This window comes from Streptomyces monomycini (genome assembly GCF_022271435.1).
Lineage (GTDB): Bacteria > Actinomycetota > Actinomycetes > Streptomycetales > Streptomycetaceae > Streptomyces > Streptomyces monomycini.
Genome location: NZ_JAFIQY010000002.1, coordinates 169,573 through 191,004 on the forward strand (window position 1 = coordinate 169,573; position 21,432 = coordinate 191,004).

At 71.6% G+C, this 21,432-nt stretch carries 15 protein-coding genes; 3 read left to right on the forward strand and 12 right to left on the reverse strand.

The genetic code is table 11. The annotated features are described in order from the left end of the window. Window positions 1-311 precede the first annotated feature (311 nt). On the reverse strand, window positions 312-1,352 hold the full coding sequence (locus tag JXZ78_RS03450) for a 3-isopropylmalate dehydrogenase (protein ID WP_030018325.1): 1,041 nt from the start codon (window positions 1,350-1,352) through the stop codon (window positions 312-314). A gap of 129 nt (window positions 1,353-1,481) precedes the next feature. Between JXZ78_RS03450 and JXZ78_RS03455 the strand changes: the two genes are divergently transcribed. Further along, a complete protein-coding gene (locus JXZ78_RS03455; RefSeq protein WP_030018324.1) occupies window positions 1,482-3,053 on the forward strand; it encodes a purple acid phosphatase family protein in 1,572 nt (523 codons plus the stop codon). A gap of 70 nt (window positions 3,054-3,123) precedes the next feature. Here JXZ78_RS03455 and JXZ78_RS40110 read toward each other — a convergent pair whose 3' ends face one another. Then, window positions 3,124-3,255: a hypothetical protein gene (locus JXZ78_RS40110; RefSeq protein WP_274535863.1), complete on the reverse strand. Its 132-nt coding sequence runs from the start codon at window positions 3,253-3,255 to the stop codon at window positions 3,124-3,126. A 360-nt stretch (window positions 3,256-3,615) separates the two neighbouring features. Between JXZ78_RS40110 and JXZ78_RS03460 the strand changes: the two genes are divergently transcribed. Then, window positions 3,616-4,272 (forward strand): Uma2 family endonuclease, encoded by a 657-nt coding sequence (locus JXZ78_RS03460; protein WP_030018323.1) that lies wholly within the window; start codon window positions 3,616-3,618, stop codon window positions 4,270-4,272. 66 nt (window positions 4,273-4,338) lie between these two features. On the opposite strand, the gene pruA is transcribed toward JXZ78_RS03460, so the two are convergent. Both pruA and JXZ78_RS03470 read right to left on the reverse strand, forming a co-directional pair. Beyond that, window positions 4,339-5,970 carry an L-glutamate gamma-semialdehyde dehydrogenase gene (gene pruA / locus JXZ78_RS03465; RefSeq protein WP_030018322.1) on the reverse strand — a complete coding sequence of 544 codons (1,632 nt, stop codon included), beginning with the start codon at window positions 5,968-5,970 and terminating at the stop codon, window positions 4,339-4,341. Window positions 5,971-6,080: 110 nt separating this feature from the next. Then, window positions 6,081-7,007 carry a proline dehydrogenase family protein gene (locus tag JXZ78_RS03470; RefSeq protein WP_030018321.1) on the reverse strand — a complete coding sequence of 309 codons (927 nt, stop codon included), beginning with the start codon at window positions 7,005-7,007 and terminating at the stop codon, window positions 6,081-6,083. A 265-nt stretch (window positions 7,008-7,272) separates the two neighbouring features. Between JXZ78_RS03470 and JXZ78_RS03475 the strand changes: the two genes are divergently transcribed. Continuing rightward, window positions 7,273-8,586, forward strand: a complete 1,314-nt coding sequence (locus JXZ78_RS03475) for a helix-turn-helix domain-containing protein (protein WP_030018320.1) — start codon at window positions 7,273-7,275, stop codon at window positions 8,584-8,586. Window positions 8,587-9,264: 678 nt separating this feature from the next. On the opposite strand, the gene JXZ78_RS03480 is transcribed toward JXZ78_RS03475, so the two are convergent. From JXZ78_RS03480 to JXZ78_RS03515, 8 genes are all read right to left on the reverse strand, one after another. Beyond that, entirely contained in the window at window positions 9,265-9,906 is a 642-nt protein-coding gene (locus JXZ78_RS03480; protein ID WP_050502111.1) for a TetR/AcrR family transcriptional regulator, read from the reverse strand. 273 nt (window positions 9,907-10,179) lie between these two features. Beyond that, on the reverse strand, window positions 10,180-11,160 hold the full coding sequence (locus JXZ78_RS03485) for a PRC and DUF2382 domain-containing protein (protein ID WP_030018318.1): 981 nt from the start codon (window positions 11,158-11,160) through the stop codon (window positions 10,180-10,182). 251 nt (window positions 11,161-11,411) lie between these two features. Next, window positions 11,412-13,004 carry a phosphoglycerate dehydrogenase gene (gene serA, locus JXZ78_RS03490; RefSeq protein WP_030018317.1) on the reverse strand — a complete coding sequence of 531 codons (1,593 nt, stop codon included), beginning with the start codon at window positions 13,002-13,004 and terminating at the stop codon, window positions 11,412-11,414. Window positions 13,005-13,303: 299 nt separating this feature from the next. Further along, window positions 13,304-14,302, reverse strand: coding sequence for a ketol-acid reductoisomerase (gene ilvC, locus JXZ78_RS03495; protein WP_030018316.1), 999 nt, complete (start codon window positions 14,300-14,302; stop codon window positions 13,304-13,306). Between the two features lie 115 nt (window positions 14,303-14,417). After that, the gene (ilvN, locus tag JXZ78_RS03500) at window positions 14,418-14,942 is read right to left on the reverse strand and encodes an acetolactate synthase small subunit (protein ID WP_030018315.1); all 525 of its coding nucleotides are present in this window, start codon (window positions 14,940-14,942) and stop codon (window positions 14,418-14,420) included. A gap of 45 nt (window positions 14,943-14,987) precedes the next feature. After that, window positions 14,988-16,853: an acetolactate synthase large subunit gene (locus JXZ78_RS03505; RefSeq protein WP_030018314.1), complete on the reverse strand. Its 1,866-nt coding sequence runs from the start codon at window positions 16,851-16,853 to the stop codon at window positions 14,988-14,990. 208 nt (window positions 16,854-17,061) lie between these two features. After that, window positions 17,062-20,085: a putative bifunctional diguanylate cyclase/phosphodiesterase gene (locus tag JXZ78_RS03510; RefSeq protein WP_033037169.1), complete on the reverse strand. Its 3,024-nt coding sequence runs from the start codon at window positions 20,083-20,085 to the stop codon at window positions 17,062-17,064. A 333-nt stretch (window positions 20,086-20,418) separates the two neighbouring features. Then, entirely contained in the window at window positions 20,419-21,381 is a 963-nt protein-coding gene (locus JXZ78_RS03515; protein ID WP_030018312.1) for a 2-hydroxyacid dehydrogenase, read from the reverse strand. Window positions 21,382-21,432: the final 51 nt, after the last annotated feature.

A 21,432-nucleotide genomic window follows, 5' to 3' on the forward strand; every position in this document is an offset into this window, starting at 1 on the left:
TGTCCTTCACCGGTGAGGTTGTGGGGCCGCGCTCACGAAGTCCTTGTCGGTACAGGACGTCCGGTATTTCCCCTCGTACAGCGGCTCCACGTTCGATTATCGCTCCCGAGGTACCGGGGACGGAAATGCCGTGGTGCGGCGAGGGTGGGACGCCGTGGTCCGAAGGCGGATCCGTGTGCGCCTGCCAGGGGTCGATGGTCGCACCCAACCCGGCGGTAGCACAGTCGCGGACCTACGCGACAGACAGCGCCGGGCAGAGGTGCGGCCCGGCGCTGTCGGTCAGCGCGTGTTCGCTCGGCGAGCGGCGGGCCTCAGCCCGCTACTCGTGCGGCGAGGGCGTCGCCGGTCTCGTCGGTGGTGCGGGGGGTCTCGCCCCGCTCCGCGAGGTCGGCGGCGACGGCCTCCTCGATGCGGGCCGCCTCGGCGTCGTACCCGAGGTGCCGCAGGAGGAGGGCGGTGGACAGGACGGTGGCCGTGGGGTCGGCCTTGCCGGTGCCCGCGATGTCCGGTGCCGAGCCGTGCACCGGCTCGAACATGGACGGGAAGGCGCCCGTGGGGTTGATGTTCCCGGAGGCGGCCAGGCCGATGCCGCCGGTGACGGCAGCGGCGAGGTCGGTGAGGATGTCGCCGAAGAGGTTGTCGGTGACGATCACGTCGAACCGCTCGGGCTGGGTGACGAAGAAGATCGTCGCGGCGTCGACGTGCAGATAGTCGGTGGTGACCTCGGGGTACTCCTCGCCCACCGTGTCGAAGATCTTCTTCCACATGTGGCCGGCGTGCACCAGGACGTTGTTCTTGTGCACCAGCGTCAGCTTCTTGCGCGGCCGCGCGTCGGCCCGCTCGTACGCGTCCCGGACCACCCGCTCCACGCCGTACGCGGTGTTCAGGCTGACCTCGGTGGCGACCTCGTGCGGGGTGCCGGTGCGCAGGCTGCCGCCGTTGCCCGTGTACGGGCCCTCGGTGCCTTCGCGGACGACGACGAAGTCGATGTCGGGGCGGCCGGCCAGCGGCGTCGCGGTGTTCGGGAAGAGCTTGGAGGGGCGCAGGTTGACGTAGTGGTCGAAGGCGAAGCGCAGCTTGAGCAGCAGGCCGCGCTCCAGGATTCCGGACGGTACGGACGGGTCGCCGATCGCGCCGAGCAGGATCGCGTCGTGCTCCTTGAGCGACTCCAGCTCCGCGTCCGGCAGGGTCTCGCCGGTGGCGTGCCATCGCCGGGCGCCGAGGTCGTACTCCTTGGTTTCCAGCTTGACGTCCTGCGGGAGGGCCGCGCCGAGGACCTTCAGCCCTTGGGCCACGACCTCCTGGCCGATACCGTCACCGGGGATCACTGCGAGGCGAATGCTGCGAGACATGGCTGGACCCTACTCGCTGTCCCAGTGGTTGACACGTTGTGTCCGGGATACGGACAGGCGGGCAGTCGGACACCTGCCGTTCACCCGCAGGGCCCCGCCCGGTCGGACAGTGATGCGACGTTGCGCTCCATGGACACACCACGCGTGGGCATCCCCGAACCGCTCGCCGGCCGGATGAGCATGCCCGAGCAGCACGAGTACCTCCGCACGAAGCTGACCCGCCGGGGTCTGCTGCGCACCTCCGCCGTGACCGCCGGCGCCGTCGCGGGCGGCGGGCTGCTGGCGGGGCCCGCCCAGGCCGCCGCCCCCTCCCCCACCCTGCTCTCCTCCCCCGCCACCGGCGCCGTGCACGGTTCGCTGGTCGCGCCGTTCGGCCGGCACCTGGCCTTCGGCGCGGACCCCAGGCACCAGATGCGCGTCTCGTGGCAGGTGCCGTTCGCGGTCAAGCGCCCGTTCCTGCGCGTGGGACTGCGCCCCTGGGACCTGAGCCGCAAGATCCACGCCGAGGTACGGGACCTGCACACGCCCGCGCTGAGCAAGAAGCTGCCCGCGGTGGACCAGTACTACCTGCACGCCGCGCTCGACGGCCTGCGTCCCGGCACCACGTACTACTACGGCGTCGGCCACGACGGCTTCGATCCCGCCGACTCCCGCCACTTCGGCACCCTCGGCACCTTCCGCACCGCCCCGGCCCGCGCCGAGCGCTTCGTCTTCACCGCCTTCGGCGACCAGGGCGTCAGCTACCACGCCCTCGCCAACGACCAGCTCATCCTGGGCCAGAACCCGGCCTTCCACCTGCACGCCGGCGACATCTGCTACGCCGACCCGGACGGCAGCGGCACCGAGCACGACACCTACGACGCGCGCCAGTGGGACCAGTTCCTCGCGCAGACCGAGTCGGTGGCCAAGACCGTGCCGTGGATGGTGACCACCGGCAACCACGACATGGAGGCCTGGTACTCCCCCAACGGATACGGCGGTCAGAACGCGCGCTGGAGCCTGCCGGGCAACGGTCCGGACGCCGAGAACGCGCCGGGCGTCTACTCCTTCACGTACGGGAACGTCGCCGTCGTCGCGCTCGACGCCAACGACGTCTCGTACGAGATCCCCGCCAACCTCGGCGTCACCGACGGCAAGCAGACGAAGTGGCTGGACCGCAGGCTCGGCGAGCTGCGCGCCACGCGGGGGATCGACTTCATCGTCGTCTTCTTCCACCACTGCGCCTTCTCCACCACCAACGCGCACGCCTCCGAGGGCGGGGTGCGCGACGCCTGGCTGCCGCTCTTCGAGAAGCACCAGGTGGACCTGGTGGTCAACGGCCACAACCACGTCTACGAGCGGACCGACGCCATCAAGGGCGGCCGGGTCTCCAAGAAGATGCCCATCGGCGAGACGGTGGACTCCTCGCGCGAAGGCATCGTGTACGTCACGGCCGGCGGCGCGGGCAAGTCGCTGTACGACTTCCCGGTGCCGGACAGTTACGAGGGCCACGTCAAGGACCTCGACCACGTGGACACGTACCACTGGGCCGAGGGCAAGGTGAAGGTCAAGGAAGCCGTGCAGTGGTCGCGGGTCCGCTACACCGGCTACTCCTTCATCGCGGTCGAGGTGCTGCCGGGGCACCGGCCCCGGATGAAGGTGACGGCCCTCGCCGAGTCCGGCGAGAGCATCGACCGCTTCGAGGTCACGCGGCGCCGCTGAGCGCGGGCACGGGCGGGTGTGCCCGCGCGCTCGGCGCGCCGCACCCCCGCCCGCCCGGGCGGCCCCGGGCTCAGTGCCCGGTCGAGCCGCCGTTGTCCCGGCGGTCGAGTGCCCGCTGGAGCGCCGCGGCGGCGTTCTTGCGGTCGGCCTCGCCGGTCGCACGGGCGGAGTGACGGATCCTGCGGACAGCGGTCTTGGTCATGATGCGCCTCCAATGCCAAAGCCCCGAGAAGATGAACGGAAGCGTCCTTCCGGAAACAGCCGACCAACGCGGGGGCCACGGCGTCAGCAGGGATCACCTGCCCACACGCACCGGGCCGCACCCGCTCCGCCGCTCGATGGAGCGGAACGTTCGGCTCCTACAAAGCTAAGCCAGCATCGCCGTGCTGTCTGCACAATTACTTGGCCTTCCTACTATCTGAGACGGGCTATGGCCTGAGGTGCTCGTTCGAGTGATCGTCTGCTGATCGGTCCCGTCGAGGAGACACGGCTGCGTAGCGTGACGATGTCGCTTGTGCCACGGGGCCGGGCGCGCCCACACTTGAGGAGGAGGTGGTACGCCATGACCGCTGTCGCGCACGAGGTCCCCTGGGCTGACACGGGAACGACCGACCAGGTCCCGCCTGGGCCGGAGCTGGACGAGGTCCTGTGGCAGGCGTGGGAAGCCATGGAACTCCCCGAGGGCTTCCACGCTGAGATCGTCGAGGGGTTCATCGAGGTGTCGCCAACAGGCTGTTACGCGCACAGTCAGATCGCCAACAAACTGCGCCGCGCCGCCGACAGATACCTGGGCGATGGACCGTACGCGGGCCACCAAGACGTCAATGTGATCCACGGCCGCAAGGTCTGGATTCCCGACGTGATCATTGCTCTTGAGGATGCCGAGGCGAAGGACGTCATCGAACACGGCGTCGGCGTCAAAGCGTCCGCCGTGGAAGTGGCCGTTGAAGTGGTCTCCCCCGGCCACAACAGCATCAGCCGCGACCGCGTCCGCAAACGCCGCGACTACGCTCGTGCAGGCATTCCCGTCTATGTCCTGGTCGACGACCACGACCTCCGAGGCACCGTCACCGTATTCACCTCCCCAGTACCCGACAGGGCCGACTACGCCGCCGAACACCGCGTCCCCTACGGCACCGACATCGCCATCCCCGAAGGCCCCGCCAAGGGCTTCGTCATCGGTGAGGCGATCACCGGGTCCCCGCGCGGCGACGGCTGACGACGCCGACGGCCCGGCACCCCCGCCAAGGGAGCGCCGGGCCGTCGGCGTGGCATGGCTACCGCGTCAGCCCATGTGCGGGTAGCGGTAGTCCGTCGGGGCGACCATCGTCTCCTTGATGGCGCGCGGCGACATCCAGCGGAGCAGGTTGAACTTCGAGCCCGCCTTGTCGTTGGTGCCCGAGGCGCGGCCGCCGCCGAAGGGCTGCTGGCCGACGATGGAGCCGGTGGGGCGGTCGTTGAGGTAGAAGTTGCCGGCCGCGAAGCGCAGCTTCTCCGACGCCGCGACGAGGACCTGGCGGTCCTGGGCGAGGACGGCGCCGGTCAGGGCGTACGCCGAGGCGGACTCCATCTGCTCCAGCATCGCGTCGAAGTCGGCGTCCTCGTAGACGTGGACGGCGATGATCGGGCCGAAGTACTCGGTCTTGAAGACCTCGTTCTCCGGGTCCGAGCAGGCGATCACGGTCGGGCGCACGAAGTAGCCGACCGAGTCGTCGTAGCTGCCGCCCGCGACGATCTCGCAGGTCGGGTCCTGCTTGGCGCGGTCGATCGCGGCCTTGTTCTTGGCGAAGGAGCGGTCGTCGATGACGGCGCCGATGAAGTTCGACAGGTCGCTGACGTCACCCATGGTGAGGCCCTCGACCTCCGCCACCAGGTCGTCCTTGAAGCCGTTCTCCCAGGTGGAGCGGGCGATGTAGGCGCGGGAGGCGGCCGAACACTTCTGGCCCTGGTACTCGAACGCGCCACGGGTGACGGCCGTCTTCAGGATCGCCGGGTCCGCGGTCGGGTGGGCGACGATGAAGTCCTTGCCGCCGGTCTCGCCGACCAGGCGCGGGTACGAGCGGTAGTTCGTGATGTTCTCGCCGACCGCCTTCCACAGGTACTGGAAGGTGGCGGTGGAGCCGGTGAAGTGGACGCCGGCCAGCTCCGGGTGCGGCAGCGCGACCTCGGAGACCTCCTTGCCGTCGCCGGTCACCAGGTTGATGACGCCCTTGGGCAGGCCGGCCTCCTCCAGGAGCTGCATGAGCAGGATCGCGGAGTGGGTCTGCGTGGGCGACGGCTTCCAGACGACGACGTTGCCCATCAGGGCGGGCGCGGTCGGCAGGTTGCCGGCGATGGCGGTGAAGTTGAAGGGCGTGATCGCGTAGACGAAGCCCTCCAGCGGGCGGTGGTCCAGGCGGTTCCAGACGCCGTTCGGCTGCATGGGCGGCTGCTCCTGGAGCAGCTCGCGCGCGAAGTGGACGTTGAAGCGCCAGAAGTCCACCAGCTCGCAGGGCGCGTCGATCTCGGCCTGCTGGGCGGTCTTGGACTGGCCGAGCATCGTGGAGGCGGCGATGGTCTCGCGCCACGGCCCGGACAGCAGGTCGGCGGCCTTGAGCAGGATCGCGGCGCGGTCGTCGAAGGACATGGCGCGCCAGGCCGGGGCGGCGGCCAAGGCGGCGTCGATCGCGTCCTGGGCGTCCTGGCGGGTGGCGTTGGCGTACGTACCGATGACGGCCTGGTGGTTGTGCGGCTGCACGACGTCGAAGCGCTCGCCGCCGCCCATCCGCTTCTCGCCGTTGATGGTCATCGGCAGGTCGATCGGGTTGCCGGCCAGCTCCTTGAGCTTGGCCTCCAGGCGGGCGCGCTCCGGGGAGCCGGGGGCGTAGCCGTGCACCGGCTCGTTGTACGGGGCGGGGACGTGGGTCACGGCGTCCATGTCGGCCGTCTCCTTCGGTCGGGGGTGTGCGGGTGCGTCAAGTTGTGGGGCGCCGGGCCGCGTGCGGCGGCCCGGTGCGTGCGGTCCGGCCGCGGGGCCGGCCGCCCGGCTCAGCTCTTGGTGACGAGCGAGCGCAGGAAGAACGCGAGGTTGGCGGGGCGCTCGGCGAGGCGGCGCATGAAGTAGCCGTACCAGTCCGTGCCGTACGGGATGTAGACACGCATCCGGTGACCCTCGGTGACCAGGCGTTCCTGCTCGGTCTCACGGATGCCGTACAGCATCTGGAACTCGTAGTCGGCGGGCTTGCGGCCGAACCGGCGGCCCAGTTCCTGGCCGATCGCCACCATGCGCGGGTCGTGCGACCCGACCATCGGGTAGCCCTCGCCGGCCATGAGGATCTTCAGGCAGCGTACGTACGCCTTGTCGACCTCCCGCTTGTCCTGGAACGCGACCGTCGCGGGTTCCTTGTAGGCGCCCTTGACCAGGCGCACGCGGGATCCTTCCCCGGCGAGCGCCCGGCAGTCGTCCTCGGTGCGGAAGAGGTAGGACTGCAGGACCGCGCCGGTCTGCGGGAAGCGGGCGCGCAGTTCGCCGAGGATCGCCAGGGTGGAGTCGACCGTGGTGTGGTCCTCCATGTCCAGGGTGACCGTCGTACCGGCCTCGGCGGCGGCCTCGACGACCGGTGTGACGTTCTTCAGGGCCAGCTCGTGGCCGCCGGGCAGCGCCTGTCCGAAGGCGGAGAGCTTGACCGACATCTCGGCGCGCCCGCCGAGGCCCAGGTCCTTGAGGGCGGCGGTCAGCTGAAGGTAGGCGTCGCGGTTGCGCAGTGCCTCGGCCGGGTCGGTGATGTCCTCACCGAGATGGTCGAGGGTGACCTCCATCCCGCGGTCCGCCAGGGACCGCACGACGGCCATCGACGCGTCCAGCCGCTCACCGGCCACGAACCGGTCGACGACCGGACGGGTGACCGGGGCCGCCGAGACGACTCGGCGGATGCTGTCGCTGCGGGCTGCTGCGAGAAGCACGGGACCCAGCACGGGGCACCTCCACGATTCAAGATGACAAGCCGGGCGGGCGCCTGGCAGGCGGGCGCGACGGCGAGATGAGCCACCTGAAACTTAAGGATCTCGCCAGTTCGCGGCCATCGACAGCTGTCTGGCCTTCGTGGCCGGGATCTCAGACAGATGTATGACAATGGAGGGGGACCACAACGGCACCGGAGGGCCCACCCTCCCCGGTGGCCGCACGGACGGCAACGGCCGTACGGTTCGGGGGCGCCGTCGGAAAGGAGTCACGCGGCCTATGCGGGGCGATTACCAGCAGCTCGTGGACGAGATCTCGGCCGCCCTCGGCGCCCCGGCGACCCTGGAGGACCGCGACTTCGGCCTGATCGCCTTCGGCGCGCACGAGGGCGACGACGACCTGGTCATGGACCCCGTACGGACCCGTTCGATCCTCCAGCGCCGCTCGACGGCGGCGGTGCGGGCCTGGTTCGAGGCGTTCGGCATCGCCCGCGCGAAGACGGCGCTGCGCATCCCGCCCGATCCGGCGGCCGGGGTCTTCAAGGGCCGGATCTGCCTGCCCGTACGCCACCGCGGCATCGTCCAGGGGTACGTCTGGCTGCTGGACGACGGCCACTTGACCGATCTGGAGCTGGGCGGGGGCGGCGCGCCGCCGGACCCCCGTATCGAACAGGCGATGGAGTCGGCCTCCGGCATCGGCGCCCTGCTGGCGGCGGAGGCCCGCGCGGGCGCCGAACTGGGCGACCTGCTGCGCACGCTGCTGGTCTCGCGTCCCACGGAGCGCACCGCCGCGGCAGCCGCGCTGCGCGACGGGCTGCGGTCAGCGGCGGACGCACCCCTGCTGGTGGTCGCGGTGACGCCGTGGGACGTGCCGGAGACCGACCACGCACCGCTGCCGAACCTGCCGGGGCTGCTGGCCGCCTGCGCGCTGCCCGCTGCGAACGGGGCGGCCGAGGAGCCGCCGGGCCCGGCGGCCCCGAGTGGCACGCCGGCCGCTTCCGGAGGGCGGCGCTCCGCCCCCGTTCCGCCGATGCGGGCGACCGCCGACGCTCCGTCGCTGGCGGCTCTCGTACGGCTGCGTTCACCGGCGGCCCTCGCCGCGGCCCATACGGTGGCCGAGCACCTGCTGCGCTCACCACGCGCGGGCGGCGGGCCGGCGCCGGGCGGGACGGATGCCCGTACGCTGCCCGGCGCCGCCGGACTCGGCACGCCCGTACGGGACTTGGCCGGTCTGCCCACCGCCTGGCACGAGGCACTGGCCGCGGCGCGGGCCGCGCGCGCCGAACCCCGGCTGGGGCCGGTGGCCGAGTGGGACACCATCGGCGCGTACCGCCTGCTGACGGGCCTGCCGTCGGTCGAACCGGACCCGCCGGTACGGCCGCTGCTGACCCCCGCGCACAGTGAACTCGCCCGTACCGCCGAGGTGTTCCTCGACTGCGCGGGGCAGGCGGGCCGCGCGGCCCAGGCGCTCGGCATCCACCGGCAGACGCTGTACTACCGGCTCGGCCGCGTCGAGAAGCTGACCGGCCTCGACCTGGACGAGGGCGGCGACCGCCTGCTGCTCCACATGGCGCTGAAGACGGCACGGCTGTGAGGCGTCCGCCACCCGCGGATCCGTGGGCGTCGGCGGCACGGCCGGTGCCCGCGCGGCGGGCGGCCGGCCGGGCACGGGCCGGGTGACGGCCGGCGCTGTGCGCGGGCGTCCGCCAACAGGCTTTTGTTGAGTACTGGACAGACGGCGGGTCCGGACGGACGATGAGACTCTGCGGCCGGTACCCGTGGAGCGAAGGTGCGCACCGCGAGCGCGGGGCGTCCGCTGAAGATGCGGCCGCCGCCGGGAGAAGAACCGGAACCGGCGGCGGCCGACTGCCGGGCGACGGGGCTCCTCTTCCCCCTCGCCTGGCACTGTCCGCCCTTCCTGGTGGGCCGGGGGCGCGCGGGAGGACCCCTGGCTGAGATGTGCCGGGAAGGGCGGGGCCGGAGGCGCGTGTTCGCTGCGTGGCGCGGATCTCCGGCCGGTCTTGGGTGCGGACTGCTCGGCGACCTCTGGGTCTGGGAGATCCGGGCCCGGCGGCAGCTGCTGCCTGGTCCGTACGGCGAGCGTAGAGCGCGTCGGCGCGACCGGACAAGTGGCGGGCGGTCAAATACCGAACGCTCTCGGCCGGTTGGCCAGTACGGGCGGCCGTCGGCCGGGACCGCGGGCGGCCCGGGTACGGTCAGGAGGCGGGCGGTCAGAGCGCGGCGAGCGGGCCTGCGGGCGGCCTGGGTACGGTCAGGAGGCGGGCGTTCCGCTGCCCGTGTGCTCCTCCTCCGGTCCGTGCCCCGTTGCCGGCAGCACCGTGCCGGAGAGCACCCGCCGCATCGCCTCCACGAGGTCGCCTCCCGAGGGCAGGGCCGCCGGGGAGACCAGGGACTGCACCATCAGACCGGTGAGCAGCGCCTGGTAGAAGGAGCCGACGACGCGCGCCGACTCCGCGTCCACCTCGGTGTCCGGTACGTTCTCGAAGACCGCGACCAGCCCTTCGCCGCCCTCCGGCAGGACCGTGGCCAGCGCCGCGCGCAGTTCGGGGTCGCGGGGCAGCAGGCCGAGCACCTCGACCTGGGAGGCCACGAAGTCGCGCTGCTCCAGGAAGCTGCGCAGGATGCGGTCCCACACGGCCGCGAAGCGCTCCACGGGATCACCGGCCGGCTCCCCGCCGCCGGCCTCCTCCGGACCGGCGAGCCCGGCGCCCCACTCCTCGACGGACTCCACCAGCGCCCGGCGCATCAGGACGTCCTTGGAGCCGTAGTGGTAGCCGATGGACGCCAGGTTGGTGCCGGAGGCGGCCACGATGTCGCGGGCGGTGGTGCGCGCGTACCCCTTTTCCAGGAGGCAGCGCTTGGCCCCTTCCAGCAGGTCTTCACGGTGTCCCATGCGGTCAGCCTATGCCCGGCGGGCAGCGGCGCCGGACGGGGTGCACCGGGCAGGCACATGACGTACGGGCGGAGCGTCGCCTGCCTGCGGTGGTACGGAGCCCAGTGCGCTCGGCCCCCGGCCCGCCGAGGGCGGTACGGCACAGCCCAGCGCGCTCGGACCCCGGCCCGCCGAGGGCGGTACGGCACCCGGCCCGCCGCGCGGTGACTGCGGCGGGCCGGGCCCGTGGAGCGGCGGACTGCCGCAAGCGGCGGCGCCCAGCGGGCCTGCGGTCTACCGGTCCCGCTCGGTGCCCGGACCGCCGCGGCCCCGCTCGGGCCCCTGGCCACGGCCCCGGCGGTCGCGCCGCCCGGTGCCCTTGCCGTCGTCGAACTCCACCTCTTCCCGGTGGACCTCGGTGTTGACCTCCTGCTGCTCGGTGACCCGCTCGGTCTCCAGCCGGATCCGCTCGACGGGCACGTTCTCCTTGCTGACGACGACCTGCTCCGCGTAGAGCGTGACGTCCACCTCGTCCTCGCCCAGCTTGGGCTGCCGGCCCCGCGCCTTGCGGCGGTCCTCTTCGCTGATCTTCTCGCGCGTGATGCGTGCCTCGTCGTGGGTGACGGGTACGGAGCGGTGCACCTCGCCGGTCGTCACGTGCTTGCGCAGCCGGGCGTGGCCGCTCTCGCGCGCCTCGGTGCCGATCTCGACGTGCTCTTCGGAGATGAGCATCTCCGGGTTCTGCTCCTTGGACCGCGCGGCGTCTTCCCGGCCGCGGGACATGGCCATCGCCCCGGCCCCGGCCCCCGCGCCGGCCAGCGGCGCGGTTTCGGTCCGCTCCCGGCGGCGCTCCTCGGGCGGGCGCATTCCGGCCGCGCCGGCGGCACCGGCGGTGCCCATTCCGGCGCCGGCGGTCGTGGTCCGGCCCGGGACCGTGCCGGTCGGTGCGGTGCCCGGCCGGGACATCCCGTAGTGCCGGTAGAGCCGTTCCTCCTCGGCCGGTTCCAGGTGCCCGTCCGCGTCGATCCGCGGGGCGTCCTTGATCTGCTCCTTGGTGTACGGGACCTGCAGCTCGTCGCCCACCCGCCGGCATCCGGCGAGCGGTACGAAGGTCTCCTTCATGCCGAACAGGCCGGTGCGCACAGTGATCCACTCGGGCGCGTCGGTGGCGTCGTCCCGGTAGATCTGCTGGACCGAGCCCACCTTGTTGCCCTCCGGGTCGACCACGTTCTTTCCGGCCATGTCCTGAAGGTTCTCACCCAGGGGTGCGTTCATGGCGTCGCTCTCCTTCCGCACGCGCCGGCAGGGGGCACGTGCAGTTCCCATTGCGCGCCGCGGCGCAGCGCGCAGCGAGTCGGAAAACCCCCGGAACACCGGCTCGGCGGCGAGTTTGCGGGGCGTCCGGCTTCGGTCCGCACTAGGCCGAACGGGTGATGGGCCGACTGCTCCCCCGCCCGCACGGCAGCGGGCCCGGGCTCCCGCCGCAGCGGGGCCCGGGCCCGGTGGGGTACGGGTACGGCCGTACCTCAGTCCGCGAGGTTGACCGCGCGCGCCGAGGTGGCGCCGATCTCGTCGGCGATCTCGGCGAGCACCGGCGCCGGGATCGTGTCGTCGACGGTCAGCGCGACCAGCGCCTCGCCGCCCGCGTCGGCCCGCGAGACCTGCATGCCCGCGATGTTGATGCCCGCCTCGCCGAGAATGCGGCCCAGCGTGCCGACGACGCCGGGGCGGTCGCCGTAGCGCAGGAAGGCCATGTGGTCGGCGAGCGCCAGGTCGATGGAGTGCTCACCGACCGCGACGATCTTCTGCTGGTTCTTGTTGCCCGCCAGGGTGCCGGAGATGGAGATCTCGTCGCCGCCGGACAGGGTGCCGCGCACCGTGACCACGTTGCGGTGCTCGGCCGACTCGCTGCTGGTGGTCAGGCGCACCTCGACACCGCGCTCCTGCGCGAACAGCGGGGCGTTGACGTACGAGACGGTCTCGGCCACCACGTCCTCGAACACGCCCTTGAGCGCGGACAGTTCCAGCACCTTGACGTCGTGCTGGGTGATCTCGCCGTACACCTCGACGTCCAGGCGGACCGCCACCTCGCCGGCCAGCGCGGTGAAGATCCGGCCCAGCCGCTCGGCCAGCGGCAGCCCCGGCTTGACGTCCTCGGCGATCACGCCGCCCTGGACGTTGACCGCGTCCGGCACCAGCTCACCGGCCAGCGCCAGCCGCACCGACTTGGCGACCGCGATGCCCGCCTTCTCCTGCGCCTCGCCCGTCGAGGCGCCGAGGTGCGGGGTGGCGACGACCTGGTCGAACTCGAACAGCGGGGAGTCGGTGCAGGGCTCGCTGGCGTAGACGTCCAGGCCCGCGCCGGCCACCCGGCCCTCCTTGAGGGCGCTGGCCAGCGCGGTCTCGTCCACGATGCCGCCGCGCGCGGCGTTGACGACGCGCACCGTCGGCTTGACCTTGTGCAGCGCCTCGTCACCGATCAGACCGAGCGTCTCGGGGGTCTTGGGGAGGTGGACGGTGATGAAGTCCGCGACCTCCAGCAGCTCGTCGAGGGTGACCAGCTTGACGCCCATCTGCGCGGCGCGGGCCGGCTGCACGTACGGGTCGTAGGCGACGATCTTCATGCCGAAGGCCGACATCCGCTGCGCGACCAGCACGCCGATCCGGCCGAGGCCGACCACGCCGAGGACCTTCTCGGACAGCTCGACGCCGGTGTACTTGCTGCGCTTCCACTCGCCGTTCTTCAGCGCGGTGTTCGCCTGCGGGATGTTGCGGGCCGTGGCGAGCAGCAGGCCGCAGGCCAGCTCGGCGGCGGTGACGATGTTGGAGGTCGGCGCGTTGACGACCATCACGCCGGCCTTGGTGGCGGCGGAGACGTCGACGTTGTCCAGGCCGACACCGGCCCGGGCGACGACCTTGAGCTTGCGGGCGGCGGCGATGGCCTCGGCGTCGACCTTGGTCGCGCTGCGCACGAGGATCGCGTCGACGTCGGCGATGGCGGGCAGCAGCTCGGCCCGGTCGGCGCCGTTGCAGTGCCGGATCTCGAAGTCCGGACCGAGGGCGTCGACGGTGGCGGGCGACAGTTCCTCGGCGATCAGTACGACAGGTTTCGAGCTCACGTGGTCTTCAGTCCTCACTAGTCCTGGGGGCCCCACCCGTGCCCCTGATGGCTACGGGGGAGGACGGCCGTCCCGACGGCCGAAGGCGGTGAAGGGGGCAGCCGCGTGGAAGACGCACGACGCTGTGAGCCTGACGCGCTTGTGGTGTGCAGTGTAGTGCTGGCCCCCGGCCGTTCATCCGCCGTTTCGGAAGGATCACCCGGTCGTGGTGCGACGCGGTGGACAACACCAGGGCGGGGCCGGGCGCCGGACGCGGCGAACGGGGCCGCGGCGGCTGCCACGGCCCCGTGCCGTACGGCTCACTGCTCGTCGTCGACCCAGCTCATCAGCTTGCGGAGCTTCTTGCCGGTGGTCTCCAGCAGGTGGTCCTCGTCGGCCTTCTTGTACTCGTTGTACTTGGGCAGGCCGGCGTTGTACTCCGCCATCCAGTTGTTCGCGAAGGTGCCGTCCTGGATCTCGGCGAGCACCTTCTTCATCTCGGCCTTGGTGGCGTCGTTGACGATCCGCGGGCCGGTGACGTAGTCGCCCCACTCGGCGGTCTCGGAGATCGACCAGCGCATCTTCTCCAGGCCGCCCTCGTACATGAGGTCCACGATCAGCTTCAGCTCGTGCAGGCACTCGAAGTAGGCGATCTCCGGCTGGTAGCCGGCCTCGACCAGGGTCTCGAAGCCCGCCTTGACCAGCGCCGAGGCACCGCCGCAGAGCACCGCCTGCTCACCGAAGAGGTCGGTCTCGGTCTCCTCGGTGAAGGTGGTCTTGATGACGCCGGCGCGGGTGCCGCCGATGCCCTTGGCGTACGACAGGGCCAGCGCGAAGGCGTTGCCGGAGGCGTCCTGCTCGACGGCCGCGATGCACGGCACGCCGCGGCCCTCCTCGTACTGGCGGCGCACCAGGTGGCCCGGGCCCTTGGGGGCGACCATGCACACGTCGACGTTCTCCGGCGGCTTGATGAAGCCGTAGCGGATGTTCAGGCCGTGGCCGAAGAACAGCGCGTCGCCGTCCTTCAGGTTGTCCTTGACGGACTCCTCGTAGACCTTCGCCTGGATCGGGTCCGGCACCAGGATCATGATGACGTCGGCCTCCGCCGCCGCCTCGGCCGGGCTGACCACGCGCAGGCCCTGCTCCTCGGCCTTGGACTTCGACTTCGAGCCCTCGTGCAGACCCACCCGGACGTCGACGCCCGAGTCACGCAGGGAGAGGGCGTGGGCGTGGCCCTGGCTGCCGTAGCCGAGAACCGCGACCTTGCGGCCCTGGATGATGGACAGGTCGGCGTTGTCGTCGTAGAACAGCTCGGCCACTTCGGGTATCTCCTTGGATCTAGCTGGTTGCCCGACACATTACGTCGGGCTCGTGAGGAAAGGTTCGGGGGTCTCGCGATACGGTCCGGGAGGGCCCCGGGAGGGCGCGGACGGCTCAGGCGGAGCGGTCCAGGGCCCGCAGCGAGCGGTCCGTGATGGAGCGGGCGCCGCGCCCTATGGCGATGGTGCCGGACTGCACCAACTCCTTGATGCCGAACGGCTCCAGCATCTTGAGCATCGCTTCGAGCTTGTCGCTGCTGCCGGTCGCCTCGATGGTCACCGCGTCCGGGGAGACGTCGACGGTCTTGGCGCGGAAGAGCTGGACGATCTCCACGATCTGCGAGCGGGTCTCGTTGTCGGCGCGCACCTTGGCCAGCACCAGTTCCCGCTGGACCGCGGCGCCGGGCTCCAGCTCGACGATCTTCAGCACGTTGACGAGCTTGTTGAGCTGCTTGGTGACCTGCTCCAGCGGGAGCGACTCGACGCTCACCACGATGGTGATGCGGGAGATGTCGGGGTGCTCGGTGACGCCCACGGCGAGCGAGTCGATGTTGAATCCGCGGCGGGAGAACAGGGCGGCGATCCGGGCCAGGATGCCGGGGGTGTTCTCCACCAGGACGGAGAGCGTGTGCTTGGACATGGTCGGTCTTCTCTCTTCTATCCGCGTGTCTCGCGTCCCGGCGTCTCAGTCGTCTTCGTTGTCGCCGAAGTCGGGGCGGACCCCGCGGGCCGCCATGACCTCGTCGTTGGAGGTGCCGGCCGCGACCATCGGCCAGACCTGGGCGTCCTCGTGCACGATGAAGTCCACGACCACCGGGCGGTCGTTGATCGCGTTCGCCTTGGCGATCACCGCGTCCAGCTCGGCCGGGTCCTCGCAGCGCATCGCGACGCAGCCCATCGCCTCGGCCAGCTTCACGAAGTCCGGGACGCGGGTGCCGCCGCCGGCCACCTCGGCCGTGGCGAGGCAGTCCTCGGGGCCGCTGTGCAGGACGGTGTTGGAGTAGCGCTGGTTGTAGAACAGGGCCTGCCACTGGCGGACCATGCCGAGGGCGCCGTTGTTGATGATGGCGACCTTGATCGGGATGTTGTTCAGCGCGCAGGTGACCAGTTCCTGGTTGGTCATCTGGAAGCAGCCGTCGCCGTCGATCGCCCAGACCGTACGGTCCGGCCGCCCGGCCTTGGCGCCCATGGCGGCCGGGACGGCGTAGCCCATCGTCCCGGCGCCGCCGGAGTTCAGCCAGGTGGACGGCGTGTCGTAGTCGATGAAGTGGGCGGCCCACATCTGGTGCTGGCCGACGCCCGCCGCGTAGATCGTGCCCTCGGGGGCCAGCTCGCCCAGGCGCTGGATGACCTGCTGCGGGGCCAGGCTGCCGTTGTCGGGGTGGCCATAGCCCAGCGGGTACGTCTCGCGCCAGCGGTCGAGGTCCTTCCACCAGGCGGTGCAGTCACCGGTGCGGCCCGCCGCGTGCTCGGCCTGGAGGGCCACGACCAGGTCGGCGATGACCTCGCGGGCGTCGCCGACGATCGGCACGTCGGCCGCGCGGTTCTTGCCGATCTCGGCCGGGTCGATGTCGGCGTGCACGACCTTGGCGAACGGGGCGAAGGAGTCCAGCTTGCCGGTGACCCGGTCGTCGAAGCGGGCGCCGAGCGCGACGATCAGGTCGGCCTTCTGCAGGGCGGTGACGGCGGCGACCGTACCGTGCATCCCGGGCATGCCGACGTGCTGCGGGTGGGTGTCGGGGAAGGAGCCCAGGGCCATCAGGGTGGTGGTGACGGGCGCGCCGGTCAGTTCGGCCAGCACCTTCAGTTCGGCGGTGGCGCCGGACTTCATCACGCCGCCGCCGACGTACAGGACCGGGCGGCGGGCCTCGGTGATCAGCCGGGCGGCCTCGCGGATCTGCTTGGCGTGCGGCTTGGTGACCGGGCGGTAGCCGGGCAGGTCGGTGTGCGGCGGCCAGGTGAAGGTGGTCTGTGCCTGGAGGGCGTCCTTGGCGATGTCCACCAGGACCGGTCCCGGGCGGCCGGTGGAGGCGATGTGGAACGCCTCGGCGATGGTGCGGGGGATCTCGGCCGCGTCGGTGACCAGGAAGTTGTGCTTGGTGATCGGCATCGTGATGCCGCAGATGTCCGCCTCCTGGAAGGCGTCGGTGCCGATCGCCTTGGAGGCGACCTGACCGGTGATCGCGACCATCGGGACGGAGTCCATGTGGGCGTCGGCGATCGGGGTGACGAGGTTGGTGGCACCGGGGCCGGAGGTGGCCATGCAGACGCCGACCTTGCCGGTGGCCTGCGCGTAGCCGGTGGCGGCGTGGCCCGCGCCCTGCTCGTGGCGGACCAGGACGTGGCGGACCTTCGAGGAGTCCATCATCGGGTCGTACGCGGGGAGGATGGCGCCCCCCGGAATGCCGAACACGGTGTCGGCCCCGACCTCTTCGAGCGAACGGATGAGGGACTGCGCGCCCGTGACGTGCTCCACGGCGGTCGCGGGCGCTCCGCCGGAGTTACGGGCCCGCGGCTGCGGATGGTGGGCCCCGGTGGCCTGCTCGGTCATCTGCGTCTCTTCTCGAAGCTGAGGGTTTTGGTGGGGTATGGGGGTGGTTATGCAACAAAAAACCCCTCGTGCCGTGAGGCAAGCGAGGGGAGCGCGCCGGTGCGGAGCGCTGGGTTTCTTGAGTGACCCAGCTTCAGCCGACGCGCTTTCCAAGTACGAGAATTCGGGTGCGCATGGAACTGACCCTCCCCCTGCTGCCAGGGGAGTGTCAAGTGGGTGGGACGGAGGTCTCACTATTTGGGCGCAGCGGAGGCCTGGCCAGCGCGGCCTCCGCCCCGTCCCGGCCGTCCCCCGGCCCGAACCGCCTGGGCAGTTCGCCCAGCACCCGTCCGGGTGACACCGGTTCGCGCCCCTTCTTGACGTGACGCACCGGCAGGCCCGTACCGCTGAGCACCACCGCCCGGCCCTCGCTCCCCGGGCCCGGCACCGGATAACCGCCCTGCGTCAGCGCGCGGCGCAGCCGGTGCTCGTCCAGCGGCCCGGAGAAGGCCATGCCCTGGCCGTGCGTACAGCCCATGGAGCGCAGCGCGACGATCTGCTCGGGCAGGTCGACGCCGTCGGCGACGGACTGCATGCCGAGGTCGGAGGCGATCCGCAGCAGCCCCGAGGTGATCTTGTGCAGCCGGGCAGAGTCCACCACCCCGTCGACCAGGTCCCGGTCCAGCCGCAGCACGTCGACGGGCAGCCGCCGCAGCGCTCCGATGGCGGCCGCGCCGCTGCCGAAGCCGTCCAGGGCGATCCGTACCCCCAGGCGGCGCAGGGCGACCAGGCGGCGCTCCAGCTCCTCCAGCGGTATCCGCGGATCGGTGTCGGACAGCTCCAGGACCAGCGACCCGGACGGCAGGCCGTGCCGGGACAGCAGGGCCTCGATGCTCTTGGGCGGCAGCGCCCGGTCGAGCAGCCGGTGCGCGGAGATCCGGACGGCCACCGGGACCGGATGGCCCGCCCGGTGCCGGCCGGCGGCCTGCTGCACCGCCTCCTCCAGCTGCCAGCGGCCCAGCTCGGCGGTGCGGTCGCCGTCCTCCTTGAGCCGGCCGCGGTCGCCGACCCGCAGGAACTCGGCGGGGGTGAAGAGTATGCCCTGGGCGGAGCGCCAGCGGGCCAGGGCGGCGACCGCCGTGATCCGGCCGCCGGCCAGTTCCACCACGGGCTGGTGGAGCAGCGCGAACTCGCCGTCGTGCAGGGCGGTGCGCAGCTTGGTGGCCAGCTCGGCGCGGTGCACCACGTCGGCCTGCATCTGTGGTGCGTACAGCTTGACGCAGCCCTTGCCGGCCTGTTTGGCGCGGTACATCGCCAGGTCGGCGTTGCGCATCAGGGGGCCGGGGGTGATGCCCGGCTCGGCGAAGGCGACACCGATGCTGGCGGCGACCCGTACGTCCCGGCCGTCGATCTTGTACGGGTCGGAGAGCCGGATGCGCAGCCGGTCGGCGACCTCCAGGATGCGGTGCTCGCGCGCCGCGTGGTCGCGGGAGCCGTCGCCCATGATCAGCGCGGCGAACTCGTCGCCGCCCAGCCGCGCGGCGGTGTCCCCGGCCCGTACGGATTCGGCCAGTCTGCGGGCGGCCTGGATCAGCAGCTCGTCGCCCGCCTGATGGCCGATGGTGTCGTTCACCTGCTTGAAGCCGTCCAGGTCGATGTAGAGCACGGCGGTGCCCGGATCGGTGGCGCGGCGGCCGGTCAGCGCCTGGCTGACCCGCTCGGTGAACAGGGCCCGGTTGGGCAGGTCGGTGAGCGCGTCGTGCGAGGCGTTGTGCTGCAACTGTGCCTGGAGGCGGACGCGTTCGGTGACGTCGCGGGAGTTGAAGATGAGGCCGCCGTGGTGGCGGTTGACGGTGGACTCGACGTTGAGCCACTTCTCGCCGCCCGCGCGGTGTTCACCCGCGCGGAAGCGGCACTCGATACGGGTGGTCGGTTCGTCCTCGGGCCGGGCGGCGAGGAATCTGCGCACCTCGTGCACCACCCGCCCCAGGTCCTCGGGATGGATGAGGGAGGCCAGCTCGGAGCCGATCAGCTCCTCCGCGTCCCGGCCGTAGACCCCCGTGGCGGCGGGGCTGACGTAGCGCAGTATCCCGGTCGGCGCGGCGATCATGATGACGTCGCTGGAGCCCTGCACCAGCGAGCGGAAGTGGTTCTCCTTCTGGGCCAGTTCCTGCGTGAGGGTGATGTTGTCGAGCAGCATGATGCCCTGGCGCACGACGAGGGCGAGGACGACCGTGCAGCCGGTGAAGAGCACCACGCGGTCGATGCGGCGGCCGTCCAGGACGTTGTACAGAATGCCCAGGGTGCAGACGGCGGCGGCCAGGTACGGGGTGAGGGCGGCCAGCGAGCCCGCGATGGGCCGGGTGGCCGCCGCGGTGGCCGCGGGGGTGCCCGTGGCCGGCGGGGTGCGGGGGGCGGCACGCTCGGGAGCCGCCGCCGCGGTGTCGCCGCCGGGCAGCCGCCGGGCCACCCAGGGCGCGTACGTGAGCAGCATCGATCCGGCGAACCAGCCGGCGTCCAGGATCTGCCCGGAGCGGTAGTGCTCGCGCAGCAGCGGCGAGCTGAACAGCGCGTCGCACAGCACCGTCAGGGCCAGCGCCGCGATGGCGGTGTTGATGGCCGAGCGGTGCGCCGAGGAGCGCTTGAAGTGCAGGGCGAGCACCATGCTCACCAGCACGATGTCCAGGAGCGGGTACGCCAGCGCGAGCGCGCCCTGCGGCACGCTCTGGCCCTGGAAGTGCGCGGTGTGCGCGAGCGCCAGGCTCCAGGAGAGCGTCAGCAGCGAGCCGCCGATCAGCCAGGCGTCCAGCCCCAGGCACACCCAGCCGGCCTTGGAAACGGGCCTCTTGGCGAGCACGAGCAGGCCGACGATGGCAGGTGGCGCGAAGAGCAGGAAGCAGAAGTCCGCGAGCGAGGGGCTCGGCACCGGCTCGCGCAGCACGACCTCGTACCAGCCCCAGACGCCGTTGCCGATCCCCGCCATCGTGGAGGAGGCGGCGAACAGCAGCCAGGCGGGTCGAAACCGGCCGTGGTGCCTGCGGGCGTACAGGAAACAGGAGACGGCCGCAGCGAAGGCGGCCACGCTGAGGCCGAAGTCGCCCATGAAGAGCGCCAGTTCGGGAGAGCCCCAGCCCAGGGCGGCGCCCACCGCGTAACCGCCGCAGACGACCGCGAGCACGACCTGCGGGACCACACCCGGTGCGCCGCCGGTCTGCACCGGCGGCCGGGCGAGGACCGCGCCCGTGGCGCTCACCGCCCTCTCCTCCCGCCCACCGCGCGACATCGTCGTGGCCGGTGCGCGCACGGCGCCCGGCGCGCCCATGGACCCGGAGGTGTCCCCCCGGGGGATTGCGGAGTGCCTGTCCCGTGCGTCGTCCATCGGCCGTACATCGCCCGTCGCCCCCCTCGGTTCCGGTCTTTCGCGCTGCGCCGCAGCACTGCCCGGCGCTGTCCCCGCTCGGACGATACACCAGGTTCGTCACTCAGGGACATAGCCTCTCTACGCAGCATGACTGTCAGTGGGATGCGGATACCCAGTGCAGTCGTACGGCCCCGTAGAGCTACCCGCAAGGGGTCCGGGAAGGTTTCACCCGGCCGTAGCCACGACGTTGCACAAGGGATCACCGGAGGCGAAACGTGTCAGCTGATCCCTGATGAGGCGCTTCGCGCGGGGCAGGAAGGCAGAGCTGGGGCCTCCGACGTGGGGAGTGACGAGCACGCCGGGAGCGTGCCACAGCGGATGTCCCGCGGGCAGCGGTTCCGGATCGGTGACGTCCAGGGCCGCCCGCAATCGCCCCGATTCGAGTTCGGCCAGAAGCGCCTTCGTGTTGACGACGGCGCCGCGCGCCACGTTCACCAGCAGCGCGCCGTCCTTCATACGGGCCAGGAAGTCACTCCCGACCAGGCCGCGGGTGGCGTCGGTGAGCGGCGTGGCGATGATCACGACGTCCGCCGCGGGCAGCTCGGCGGGCAGGTCGGCGAGCGGAAGCACGGGCCCGCGCACGGTCTCACGTGCGGTGCGCGCAATGCGCGCCACCCGCGCACACTCGAAGGGCGTGAGCCGGTCCTCGATCGCACTGCCTATCGATCCGTACCCCACGATGAGCACCGTCTTGTCGGCGAGGGCGGGCCGGAATCCGCCGAGCCACCGCTCCTCGTCCTGGCCCCGGACGAATTCCGGAATGCCGCGCAGCGAGGCGAGCGTCAGGGTGAGCGCCAGCTCGGCCGTGCTGGCGTCATGCAGTCCGCGGGCGTTGCACAGGTGTGTCCCCGGCGGCAGCCGGGGCAGGGCGGGCAGCATGTGCTCGATGCCGGCGGTCAGGGTCTGCACGGCGCGCAGCCCGGTCATCTCCGTCAGCGGGCGTAGGCACACCTGCGGATCCTTCATGTACGGGACCACGTAGAAGGCGCAGCGGGCGGGGTCGGCGGGGAACTCCGGCCCGGCGTCCCAATGGACGTAGCCGAAGCCGTCCGGCAGTCCGCCGACCTCGTCGGCGGGGATCGGGAGCCATACGTCGTTCGCGGCGGTGCGCGGGTCTGCTGGTGCCATGGCCCGAGGCTATGCGATGCCCTCCGGCCTCAGACGTTAGTTTGGTCAGGC

Coding starts and splice junctions, on each gene's coding strand:
- JXZ78_RS03450 (WP_030018325.1), bottom strand. CDS start 1,352: ATGTCTCGCAGCATTCGCCTCGCAGTGATCCCCGGTGACGGTATCGGC.
- JXZ78_RS03455 (WP_030018324.1), top strand. CDS start 1,482: ATGGACACACCACGCGTGGGCATCCCCGAACCGCTCGCCGGCCGGATG.
- JXZ78_RS40110 (WP_274535863.1), bottom strand. CDS start 3,255: ATGACCAAGACCGCTGTCCGCAGGATCCGTCACTCCGCCCGTGCGACC.
- JXZ78_RS03460 (WP_030018323.1), top strand. CDS start 3,616: ATGACCGCTGTCGCGCACGAGGTCCCCTGGGCTGACACGGGAACGACC.
- pruA (WP_030018322.1), bottom strand. CDS start 5,970: ATGGACGCCGTGACCCACGTCCCCGCCCCGTACAACGAGCCGGTGCAC.
- JXZ78_RS03475 (WP_030018320.1), top strand. CDS start 7,273: ATGCGGGGCGATTACCAGCAGCTCGTGGACGAGATCTCGGCCGCCCTC.
- JXZ78_RS03480 (WP_050502111.1), bottom strand. CDS start 9,906: ATGGGACACCGTGAAGACCTGCTGGAAGGGGCCAAGCGCTGCCTCCTG.
- JXZ78_RS03485 (WP_030018318.1), bottom strand. CDS start 11,160: ATGAACGCACCCCTGGGTGAGAACCTTCAGGACATGGCCGGAAAGAAC.
- ilvN (WP_030018315.1), bottom strand. CDS start 14,942: ATGTCCAAGCACACGCTCTCCGTCCTGGTGGAGAACACCCCCGGCATC.
- JXZ78_RS03505 (WP_030018314.1), bottom strand. CDS start 16,853: ATGACCGAGCAGGCCACCGGGGCCCACCATCCGCAGCCGCGGGCCCGT.
- JXZ78_RS03515 (WP_030018312.1), bottom strand. CDS start 21,381: ATGGCACCAGCAGACCCGCGCACCGCCGCGAACGACGTATGGCTCCCG.